Raw genomic sequence first — 10,727 nt, 5'->3', positions numbered from 1 at the left:
GGGAGGGATTCGAACCCTCGATACGTTTCCGTATACACACTTTCCAGGCGTGCTCCTTCGGCCACTCGGACACCTCACCGCAATGTTGTTTACGTGGTCTTTTCAGACTTTGCAACTGCACGCCTGCGTGCTCGTTACCGTCGTCGTAAACGCCGACGTTCTCTCCGGCTTCGCCTCCGAGTCGACAACTCGGACACCTCACCGCAATCGCAATCGTAATCGTAATCGTAATCGTAATCGTAATCGTAATCGTAATCAGCAATTTACGTTGCCTCAAACGTGGCGCGTACTTTAATGCACTAATCCTTATGAATCAAGCAATTAATCATACTTTTTTGGTTTTATTTTTCCTAAAACCACCATCGTACAATTAATCAACAATCCTTGTTCAAGTTATGCGCAATAAAAAAGCCGCCCGATTTTCATCGGACGGCTAAGCAATGGTAATCGGTTGCTGACTTAGTCAGCCTGGCGACGCAGGAATGCTGGAATATCCAGGAAATCCATATCGTCGGTGCCAGTGCGTGCAGTCTGAATCTCTGGCTCAGGCTCACGCGTTGGTTCGGTTACACGCTTGGACTTTTCTGCTTCTGCACGGTTGCGCATTGCAGTAGGCAGTTCCAGCTGGCTGTAGTCGGTGGTAACCGTTGATGCGCGACCACCGCCGCTGCTTACCACACGTACTTCCTGCTCAACCTGCTTAGCACGACCCAGGCCGGTTGCAACAACCGTGACCTTCATCTCTTCAGCCATCTCTGGATCGATTACAGTACCCACCACGATAGTTGCGCTGTCGGACGCGTACTCTTCAACGATGTTACCCACTTCGGAGAACTCACCCAGGCTCAGATCCAGGCCAGCGGTGATGTTAACCAAAATTCCGCTGGCACCTTTAAGATCTACATCTTCCAACAGCGGGCTGTTGATTGCCGCTTCAGTCGCTTCAGTCGCACGGTTGTCACCACGTGCGGTGCCGCTACCCATCATCGCCATGCCCATTTCGGACATAACGGTGCGCACGTCAGCAAAGTCGACGTTGATCATACCCGGACGGATAATCAGGTCGGCAATACCCTGAACCGCACCTTTCAGTACATCGTTCGCGGTGTTGAATGCGTTGATCAGGCTGGTGTTTTTACCCAGCACCGGCAACAATTTCTGGTTAGGGATAATGATCAGGGAGTCGACGTTTTCTTTCAGCTCCTTGATACCCTCTTCCGCAATCGCCAGACGCTTACGGCCTTCGAAGGTAAATGGTTTGGTGACTACCGCTACAGTCAGGATACCCATTTCACGGGCAACCTCGGCCACGACTGGCGCCGCACCGGTACCGGTACCACCACCCATGCCAGCGGTGATGAACACCATGTCGGCACCGGACAGCATCTCTGAGATACGTTCACGGTCATCCATCGCGGCCTGACGACCTACTTCTGGGTTTGCACCTGCACCCAGCCCCTTAGTCATCTCACCACCGATCTGGATAACGGCCTGTGCAGCCATATTATCCAAGGCCTGCGCATCCGTATTCGCACAGATAAAATCAACACCTTCTACTTCGGTGGTTACCATATGCTGCACAGCGTTGCCGCCGCCACCGCCTACGCCGATCACCTTGATGACAGCATTCTGCGGGATACTATCAACCAACTCAAACATGTCTATTTCCCCTCTAGGCTGGCGCCTACCCTACGCCAGTTGCGCTTTCGCGCCCCCTATTTATCACCCGTTAAAAGTTTGCCTGAATCCAGGATTTCATCCGATGGATCAGGTTCGGCTGCGTGATCTGAAACTCTGAGCGCTCCGGCTCTACCACTGCCACACTAGCCCCTTCCTGTTCGTTTGCATTTGCATGCCTGAGCAACCCAGCCGCCGTCGCGTACATCGGGTTCCCCAGAATATCCGACATGCTGCCGAAGCCGTTTGGTGACGCCAAACGCACGGGCATGTGGAAAATCTCTTCAGCCAGCTCGACTGCACCTTCCATGCGGGCCGTGCCGCCGGTTAGTACGATACCGGTTGGTATCAGCCCCTCGAAACCGCTGCTCTGCAACTCCTTTTGGATCAGCAAGAACAGCTCTTCGTAGCGTGGTTCGACCACCTTGGCCAACTCCTGTCGCGACAGCTCGGCTGCCGGACGGTCGCCCACACTCGGCACTTTTACCACTTCATGCGCACTCGCCAGCTGAGACAGTGCACACGCATATTTAACCTTCAATTCTTCCGCATTCGGGGTTGGCGTACGCAACGCCACCGCGATGTCGTTGGAGACCTGATCCCCCCCTACAGGGATCACAGCGGTGTGATACAACGCACCACCCACAAAGACGGCTACGTCACTGGTACCTGCGCCAATATCAACGATACAGACACCCAGTTCCTTTTCATCTTCCGTCAGCACCGATTCACTTGAAGCCAACTGACTCAGCACCAGTGCGTCGATCTCCAGGCCACACATCCGAACACATTTCTCAATGTTCTGGACGGCGTTGAGCGCGCCGGTCACTAGGTGAACCTTCGCTTCAAGTCGCACACCGGACATCCCCAGCGGCTCCTTGATCCCTTCCTCACTGTCGATCGCATATTCCTGCGGAAGAATATGCAGAATGCGTTGATCCGTCGGTGTTGCTATTGCACGTGCAGCATCAACAACCCGATCCAGATCCTGTTCCGTTACTTCACGATTTTTCAGTGCCACAATCCCCTTAGAATTGACAGCACTGATATGGCTACCCGCCAGACCGACCGTAACCGAATGAATCTTGCACCCTGCCATCAATTCAGCATCTTCCACTGCGCGCTGAATTGAATTTACGGTTGATTCAATATTCACCACAACGCCGCGTTTCAGACCACGGGAAGGGTGTGAACCAACGCCCACCACCTCAACTTCTCCGTCCAGTCTGACCTCGGCTACCAGACAAACCACCTTAGAGGTGCCTATATCCAGTGCGACGATCATATTTGAATCAGCCAATGTATTTCTCTCTCTGTTTGCTTTTTAAACACTAAGCACTTTAGAGCAGATTTAGAGTTTCCATCCATTTATTGAATGAAGATTTTCTCTATGCTGACAAGTAAAGCATGCCTGTGAGAACAATCAAGCCCTAATTTTCATAACAATGTTATCGGCCGGCTGAAAGCCCGCTTAAGAGAAAATTTTGTTGTTTTTCAATCGGCTACCTTCCCTGCGGGGACGCAGTTTAACGCGTTCTTTTAATAAACCCAACAGCATCAATCATTTAAAGAATCCATGCAAAATCAAAATTTAATCTTGATGATTTAAATAATTTTCAATATTTAATTTTGATTTTTCGCGATATTTTCAATATTTAATATTGATTTTTCACCAGAAAATCAAAAATCAATATTGACGATAATTGACTATTTTTCATACACAAACAATTAACTTCATTGCCACATAGCAAGACACAAAAAAGGATGAAACAGACAGATCAAACACGGTGCCCCTAGCCACCAGCGTGCGGATCACAACCTCTACGCATCAGCGCAAAGAAAGAACGGAACACAGGTGAAAGACCCTCTGGAGAATGCCAGAGGCTATCGTATTCAGTACCTAAGAGTCTGGGATGGAAAGTCGGGCGGGGAGATAGGAGATAGAAGATTTAACGTTTATAGCTATAGCCGGTATCAAACGTACGCCAATCAACTAATTGGGGGTGTTGTTCCACATAGGCACGTATGGTGGTTTCGCCATCCGCCAGAAAGCTGCTGTCCAGGAAGTTATTCAACACAGGCTCGCCCTGTGTATTTGCCGCCTGCAGGCAAAACGCAAGGTAGCGCGAAAACGGCAGAATATCGTCCCGCCAGATTACGCCGCTGTAAAACTGTCCCACACGACGCTGATACTCCGCCTCGGTGATGCACTTGTTGAGGCGATAATCCTGGTCATTGTAACCCGTGCACATTCGCCCCTGGCTTTTAACACCCTTCTGGTCGATAGTTTCCACCTCCGCCCAACGGAAGCGGTGCTCGCGCTCATACAGTTCACGAAAGGCAGTTTCGCTACACTCAAACTGACTGCAGATAATGCTGATATCCTCAGCAGGCTGGGTTGAGCAGGATGCGACCTCCAGATCCGTTTCACCTGCCCCGTGGCGGCTGAAGAACACGATCCCCACTTTATTGAAGATACGACGATAGCCGGGCACCACCACCAGACGAAAGTTTTCCAGCTCCGGTACGGTTTCACGTGCCGATTGCTCGGACAATAGGGATCCATAACCCACCACTGAGATCATGGTCTACCCACCCTGCTCTTCTTTTTCAGACGCTGCCGTTTCTGACACTGCATCGGCCGTCAGTGATGACTCGTATGCTCTTTCCAGCAGACTGTCCGGCAACTTTTTCTTACCGCTGGCACCCAGCTGACTTAACAGCGCCACTTGGTTGACCAGATTGCCACGGCCGGTTGAGAGACGGCTAAACGCGGTATCGTAAGCTGAGCGGGTTCGCTCCAGGTGACGACCGATGTCGTCCATCGCTTCAATGAAACCAACAAACTTGTCGTGCAGTTCGCCGCCTCGCTTGGCAATCTCACGGGCGTTCTGGCTCTGGTGTTCATAACGCCAGATGTTGTGGATCGTGCGTAGCGTTACCAGCAGCGTGGCCGGACTCACCAGCATAATATTGCGTTCGAATGCATCGTTGAACAGGGCACTATCGTTTTCCAACGCCAGCATAAAGGCACCTTCAACTGGCACAAACAGCAGTACAAAGTCGAGAGAGCGCACTCCTTCCAGCTTCTGATACGCCTTGTCGCTCAGACCGCGCACATGACCACGCAACGAATGCAGGTGTTCTCTCAGATAGCGCTGCCGCTCCTGCTCGTCTTGGCTTGAGCAGTATCGCTCGTAGGCAGTCAGCGACACCTTGGAATCAACAATCACATCCTTGTTGTCCGGCAAGCGCACAATAACGTCTGGCTGATAACGCTTGCCCGACTCGGACAGCGACACCTGCACTTCGTATTCATGCCCCGGGCGTAAACCTGATTCCTGCAGTACACGCTCCAGAATCACCTCACCCCAGTTACCCTGAGTTTTGCTCTCCCCTTTCAGGGCATTGGTCAGATTGAGGGCATCCTCGCTCATCTGCTGGTTCAGCTTTTTCAGCTGCCCGATCTGCTCATACAAGGAGCGTCGATCCTTGGCTTCCTTGTCGTAGACGTCTTCAACACGTTTTCTAAAGTCACCCAGTTGCTGACGTAACGGATTTAAAAGATGACCGAGACCTTCCTGATTGGCCTGACTGAACTTGGCCGACTTCTCTTCAAAGATCTTATTGGCCAGGTTCTGGAATTCAGTCTTCAGTTGTTCCCGCGCTTCTACCAGTGTCTTAAGCTTGTCTGCGTGGGCCTGACGTTCCGCATCCAAGCGTGTTTTCAACTCTGCAAAAGCACTGCTGCGACGGACTAAATCCTGCTGCCGCTGCTCTGCCAGTTGCGATACCTCCTGTAGGTCATCGCGCAAGGAGGCCAGTTGACCGGAACGTTCTTCCAGACGCGTTTCCAGCTCGGCGTAATCCTGGCTACGCACAACCAGCTCTTCCCGCACCAGCCGGAGCTCTTCATCCAACTGCTGCTTTTGCTGCTGTACCTGCTCCAGCAGTTCCAGCCGCTCTTCCAAACGCGCCTGTTGAACAGCCTGCTCCTGGAGATGTTGCTGCTGCGCTGCAAGTTCTGCCTTTGCATGTTCGAGTGCTTCTTGCCTGATTTTCAGCTTCTGCCAGCAAACAGCGCCAACGAAAAGCGCCCCCACAGAGGCGCCAATCAACAAGCTTACAGAATCCATAGGTGCTGCGAACAACGGGGCCAACTCCATCGGTTCGGTTTACCAGTAGTAATAGAGGGCGAAGCCGGAAGCGATCACCAGCGGCATCATAATAAAGAGGTTTTTCACGTCACCAAACAGACGCTGCAATACCACAACGTGAATGACCGGGAAGGAGATGAACAGGCAACTCAGCGGAATCCACCAGTCCAGTTTAAGAACGCCAAACGCCATCGCGAACAGCAAGGTCAGTACTGAGTAGTTACCCGACATGATCACGGCAACCAGACCGTTGCGGCTCTTAGCAAACTCCGGTTTATCTTCGTCCGGCAGCTTGTTGATGGCCCCCGCGCTCAGGGCTGCAGACATTGATACCAGGCCAGTTGCCAGAAAGACGTAGAGTAACTTCAGTTCCTCATCCACGAGAGTTTTCTCCAAAAAGCGAATAATTTCAGCTTATTGTACGTAATTTGCAGCGACTCACCCACCCGCCTAAAGCCGAAGCCGGGATATTCCTGCAAATATCTTCATTTGATCTGTCACAGCGGCGCTGAAATCAGCTCCTGCGCCAACCAATCCCTGAACTGGATCACCTTCAACAGCTCTACTTTGTAGCCCGGGCAAAACAGGTAATAGGCAAATCCACTCATCATGCTGAGCCCCAACGGGTTGATCAGTCGCCCCTCATTTATGGACTCCTGCGCCAGGAAGTCAGGTACCAATCCCAGTCCCAGCTGCTCTTCCGTCGCTTTGATCGACATAAAGAAGTGTTCAAAGCCAGCGCCATGACGTGCAGGGGAACCGTCAAGCCCTAAGGTATGGAGGAACTCATCCCACATCCCCGGGCGCGTAACCTGGGTTAGCAAACGGTGCTGCAAAATATCGACCGGCTGCTGGACCGGGGTACAGGCAAGCAGGTCGGGTGAGGCCACTAATAACAAACGTTCACTAAGCAAAAGGCGGTGATACTGGCCTGCTCGTTCAGGGCGTAAACAACGAATAGCCAGGTCCACCTCCGTACCGGAAAAGTCGGGCCGACCGTCGCCGGTGATCAGATCAACCTGCAGATGGGGATGCTGCTGCTCAAACGCATGAATACGCGATATTAACCAACTACTCGTGAACGACGGGGTTACGCTTAACAACAGCCTCTCGCGCTGCCGCGTTCCCCTTTGTAGTTGTTCCGTGGCCGAATCCAGAGAGTCCAACGCTGCCGAAACAAACGGCAGGTACTGAGCCCCGGCTTCGGTTAGCGTTATACCGTTGGGTTTCCGTTCAAACAGACCAACACCCAATGCACTCTCCAATTGGCGGATCTGCTTACTCACCGCTCCCTGAGTTACACACAACTCATCGGCAGCAGCGGTCACACTCAGGTGTCGCGCTGCGGCGTCAAACGCCTTAAGCGCATTTAACGGGGGTAGATGGCGTCGCATCCCGAACCCTCTAAGTCATTCCAAATACTCATACCCCTCGATAATAAGTCGTTTGTTGAACGAAGCGAAGCCCTCTTTAATACAGGCAAAGCAACCCAACATAAACTTTGCAGCCTAAACACATTATGTCACACGTATTTCATCGCCACTGCCACGCCACACTTCCCACCGCTGTAGGCGGAGACGGCCCTTACCTCATCGACCAGAACGGCAAGAGATATCTGGACGGCAGCTGCGGCGCAGCGGTTACCAGCCTCGGTTACGGTCATCCGCGTGTAATCATGGCCGTGCAGTCACAGGTGCAAGAAATGAGCTTTGCTCATACCGGCTTCTTTACCTCAGAACCGGCCGAGCAACTGGCAGCGTTTCTGGCCTCACAGGCGCCCGGCGACCTGAACAAGGTGTATTTCACCTCCGGTGGCTCAGAGTCCGTCGAAGCCGCACTGAAGATGGCACGCCAGTACTTCCTGGAACGCGGCGAGAACAAACGTCACCTTTACATTACCCGTCGCCAGAGCTACCACGGCAATACGCTGGGCGCCCTGGGTATCGGTGGCAACCAGTGGCGGCGCGAACCTTTTGCATCCCTGATGACCGAAGCCCACTATATCGATCCATGTTACGCCTACCGCGGTCAGCAGGACTGTGAAACGGAGTTTCAGTACGGCCAGCGTATGGCCAATCAACTGGAAGCGAAACTGCTGGAGCTGGGACCCGAGAATGTCGCTGCATTTGTGGCAGAGCCGGTCGTCGGGGCAACAGCGGGTGCCGTACCTGCGGTACCAGGTTACCTGAAACGTATCCGCGAGATCTGTGACCAATATGGCATCCTGCTGATTCTGGATGAAGTGATGTGTGGCATGGGCCGGACCGGCACATTGTTCGCGTGCGAGCAGGATGACGTCATCCCCGACCTGATCACCATGGCGAAAGGCCTGGCGGCGGGTTACCAGCCGATCGGGGCAATCATGGTGCAACAGAAGATCTTTGACGCCATCTCGGATGGCAGCGGTTTCTTCCAGCACGGCCACACCTACATGGGCCATCCGGTTGCTTGCGCTGCCGCGCTTGCGGTTCAGCACACCATCCAGGATGACAAGCTGCTAAACAACGTGCAGGTGATGGGCAATACATTGAGACACGCACTGCAGAAAGCCTTTGGTGATCACGAACATATCGGCGATATCCGTGGCCGTGGTTTGTTTATCGGCCTGGAGCTTGTTGCCAACCGTAAGACCAAGCAGCCGCTGCCCGCAGGTTCCGCCATCCATACTTTGATCAAGAAGGAAGCGATGGCCAACGGCCTGATGTGTTATCCAATGTCCGGTACGATCAACGGTCGCGAGGGGCACCACATTCTGCTGGCACCACCATTCATCATCAATGAACATCACGTAGATGAGCTGGTCAGCAAACTAAAACACTCGGTAGACTCTGCAATTAGCCAAGTATGCTGCACGGTATAAGAGGAAGAGAGGAAAGCCACATGGACCAGGACAACACCATGACCCAACCCTTAACGCTGATTGTCGCGCCTAACGGGGCACGCCGAATGCCGACAGATCACCCTCGCTTGCCGGTTACACCGGAAACCGCAGCCTGTGAATCACGTGCTGCGGTTGAAGCGGGTGCCGCTGTTGTACACCTGCATGCCCGTGATGCAGAGGGCAAACATACCCTTGATCCGGCGATCAACCGCCAGTTCATGGACGCGGTGCGTGCCGAACTGGGTAGTGACGTTGTTATCCAGCTTACCACCGAAGCCGTTGGCCAGTTTACGCCGGATGAACAGATCCACCTGATCCGCGAGCTTCAGCCGGAAGCGGCTTCATTTGCTGTCAAAGAGCTGATCCCAACCGACGGCGACGCGGACAAAACACGCGGACAGGAATTTCTCAGCTGGGTTCGGGATAGCGGCATCATCGCTCAATTTATTCTCTACTCCGCAGATGATGTATGCCGCTATCACCAACTCAAAGCAGAAGGCGTGCTACCCACTGATAAACATCATCTGCTGTTCGTACTGGGGCGTTACAGCAAAACGTTGCAATCAGAACCCAAAGACCTGTTGCCGATGCTGATGGCGCACACCGACGACACACCATGGGCGGTCTGTGCCTTTGGCGCCAAAGAGCACCTTTGCGCCGCGGCAGCGATCGCGTTGGGCGGCGATGTACGGGTTGGTTTTGAAAACAACCTACATGACAAGCACGGCAACCAGGCCGAAAGCAATGCCACCCTGATTGCCCAGGCAGCTCGTATTGCCCAATCCATGGGACGACCAATCATCAACGCGAAACAGTTCCGTCAGCTGTTCTAATCTGTAAACCGTAACGACACTGGCTGCCCGTAACAACCGGGCAGCCAGTGTCCTTCCCCGAACCCGCCTCTGGCACCCTTTTGACCGGCACAGTATGATCTCACTCTTCACGAGTAAGGAAATTCGATTGCCGTGCTGCTGTTACGATATCTACGAAAACTGGTTGACCGCCACTTCAAGCAGATGAACTGGCATGCCATCGTAATGATGGTGTTGTTTTACATTCTGCTGGCCTGGCTTTTACTGTCTGCCGCCAACGAAGACGCGCTCACCGGTAGTGAGTTTTTATACTGGCTGCTGGTAACCGCCTCTACGGTGGGCTATGGCGACCTCTCACCTACAACGCCCGAAGGTAAATTCATTGTTGCCTTCTTTGTTATCCCATTTGGCCTGAGCCTGTTTGCATTGACAGCGGGTAAAGTGGCCGCATTCAGTGCCTATCAGTGGAGAAAAGGAATTATGGGTCTGAAAGATCTGAACCTGCGTGATCACATCCTGGTTATCGGCTGGGACGAACAACGCACCCCCGACATGTTACGCCTGCTTCTGCTGGAAGCCGCCCAAAATAAAGGCCGCAAAATCTGCCTCTGCGTGACCGACCTGACAGAAAACCCGATGCCGGGCGAAATTGAATTTATCCGTGCCAAAGCATTTAACGATGACCGCGACATGGATCGCGCCTGCATTAACGAAGCATCGACCATCATAATCGACACCGCTCAGGACGACTTCACCCTGACCGCTGGCCTCTACGCCTATGGTCTGAACCGCAAGGCACACATCATCGCCTTTTTCCGTGATGACTCTCTGGCACGCCTGCTGAAAGAGCACTGCCCCAGCATTGAGTGCACACCCTCCGTATCTACCGAACTGATGGTCAAAGCAGCAATGGATCCGGGTTCAAGCTGCCTACATCGAGAACTATTGAGTGCGGCCGAAGGTATGACCCAATACTCCATCCAGTATCCTGACGGCTTGCCGGAGATCTGTGTACGCGACCTGTACGTGCCCCTGAAAGAGAACTACGGTGCGACACTGATTGCCGTGGACCTGGACTCAGACGGCCGCCCGGAAGTGAATCCTTCGCTGGACCAGCGCGTAAAGGCAGGTTGTACGATCTACTATATCGCCGACAACCGAATTAAAACCTTCGACTGGGCTGCACTTGCATCTCGTTGA

At 53.1% G+C, this 10,727-nt stretch carries 9 protein-coding genes; 3 read left to right on the top strand and 6 right to left on the bottom strand.

Annotation, left to right across the window (positions count from 1 at the left end; genetic code table 11):
- Positions 1 to 459 precede the first annotated feature (459 nt).
- The 6 genes from ftsZ to QKW35_RS20735 form a co-directional block, all read right to left on the bottom strand.
- Positions 460 to 1,659 (bottom strand): cell division protein FtsZ, encoded by a 1,200-nt coding sequence (gene ftsZ, locus QKW35_RS20760; RefSeq protein WP_282356221.1) that lies wholly within the window; start codon positions 1,657 to 1,659, stop codon positions 460 to 462.
- Between the two features lie 70 nt (positions 1,660 to 1,729).
- Positions 1,730 to 2,962, bottom strand: coding sequence for a cell division protein FtsA (gene ftsA / locus QKW35_RS20755; protein ID WP_282356225.1), 1,233 nt, complete (start codon positions 2,960 to 2,962; stop codon positions 1,730 to 1,732).
- A gap of 664 nt (positions 2,963 to 3,626) precedes the next feature.
- On the bottom strand, positions 3,627 to 4,262 hold the full coding sequence (locus QKW35_RS20750; RefSeq protein WP_282356220.1) for a gamma-glutamylcyclotransferase: 636 nt from the start codon (positions 4,260 to 4,262) through the stop codon (positions 3,627 to 3,629).
- A gap of 3 nt (positions 4,263 to 4,265) precedes the next feature.
- Entirely contained in the window at positions 4,266 to 5,813 is a 1,548-nt protein-coding gene (locus QKW35_RS20745) for a DNA recombination protein RmuC (protein ID WP_282356219.1), read from the bottom strand.
- A gap of 39 nt (positions 5,814 to 5,852) precedes the next feature.
- On the bottom strand, positions 5,853 to 6,215 hold the full coding sequence (locus QKW35_RS20740; protein WP_282356217.1) for a hypothetical protein: 363 nt from the start codon (positions 6,213 to 6,215) through the stop codon (positions 5,853 to 5,855).
- A 116-nt stretch (positions 6,216 to 6,331) separates the two neighbouring features.
- A complete protein-coding gene (locus QKW35_RS20735) occupies positions 6,332 to 7,228 on the bottom strand; it encodes a LysR substrate-binding domain-containing protein (protein ID WP_282356215.1) in 897 nt (298 codons plus the stop codon).
- A 125-nt stretch (positions 7,229 to 7,353) separates the two neighbouring features.
- Here QKW35_RS20735 and QKW35_RS20730 point away from each other — a divergent pair, with 125 nt between their 5' ends.
- The 3 genes from QKW35_RS20730 (at position 7,354) to QKW35_RS20720 (ending at position 10,727) form a co-directional block, all read left to right on the top strand.
- On the top strand, positions 7,354 to 8,694 hold the full coding sequence (locus tag QKW35_RS20730; RefSeq protein WP_282356214.1) for an aspartate aminotransferase family protein: 1,341 nt from the start codon (positions 7,354 to 7,356) through the stop codon (positions 8,692 to 8,694).
- 20 nt (positions 8,695 to 8,714) lie between these two features.
- Positions 8,715 to 9,548, top strand: coding sequence for a beta-keto acid cleavage family enzyme (locus QKW35_RS20725; RefSeq protein ID WP_282356212.1), 834 nt, complete (start codon positions 8,715 to 8,717; stop codon positions 9,546 to 9,548).
- Positions 9,549 to 9,680: 132 nt separating this feature from the next.
- Positions 9,681 to 10,727 carry an ion channel gene (locus QKW35_RS20720; RefSeq protein ID WP_282356210.1) on the top strand — a complete coding sequence of 349 codons (1,047 nt, stop codon included), beginning with the start codon at positions 9,681 to 9,683 and terminating at the stop codon, positions 10,725 to 10,727.

It is taken from the genome of Pontibacterium granulatum, from assembly GCF_029961155.1.
GTDB classification, from domain to species: Bacteria; Pseudomonadota; Gammaproteobacteria; order Pseudomonadales; family Balneatricaceae; genus Pontibacterium; species Pontibacterium granulatum.
This window is presented reverse-complemented; position numbering and strand designations above follow the sequence as displayed.

Excerpts from the sequence above, each read along its gene's own strand:
- QKW35_RS20735 (WP_282356215.1), bottom strand. The coding sequence starts at position 7,228 with ATGCGACGCCATCTACCCCCGTTAAATGCGCTTAAGGCGTTTGACGCC.
- QKW35_RS20725 (WP_282356212.1), top strand. The coding sequence starts at position 8,715 with ATGGACCAGGACAACACCATGACCCAACCCTTAACGCTGATTGTCGCG.
- ftsA (WP_282356225.1), bottom strand. The coding sequence starts at position 2,962 with ATGATCGTCGCACTGGATATAGGCACCTCTAAGGTGGTTTGTCTGGTA.
- ftsZ (WP_282356221.1), bottom strand. The coding sequence starts at position 1,659 with ATGTTTGAGTTGGTTGATAGTATCCCGCAGAATGCTGTCATCAAGGTG.
- QKW35_RS20750 (WP_282356220.1), bottom strand. The coding sequence starts at position 4,262 with ATGATCTCAGTGGTGGGTTATGGATCCCTATTGTCCGAGCAATCGGCA.
- QKW35_RS20745 (WP_282356219.1), bottom strand. The coding sequence starts at position 5,813 with ATGGATTCTGTAAGCTTGTTGATTGGCGCCTCTGTGGGGGCGCTTTTC.
- QKW35_RS20730 (WP_282356214.1), top strand. The coding sequence starts at position 7,354 with ATGTCACACGTATTTCATCGCCACTGCCACGCCACACTTCCCACCGCT.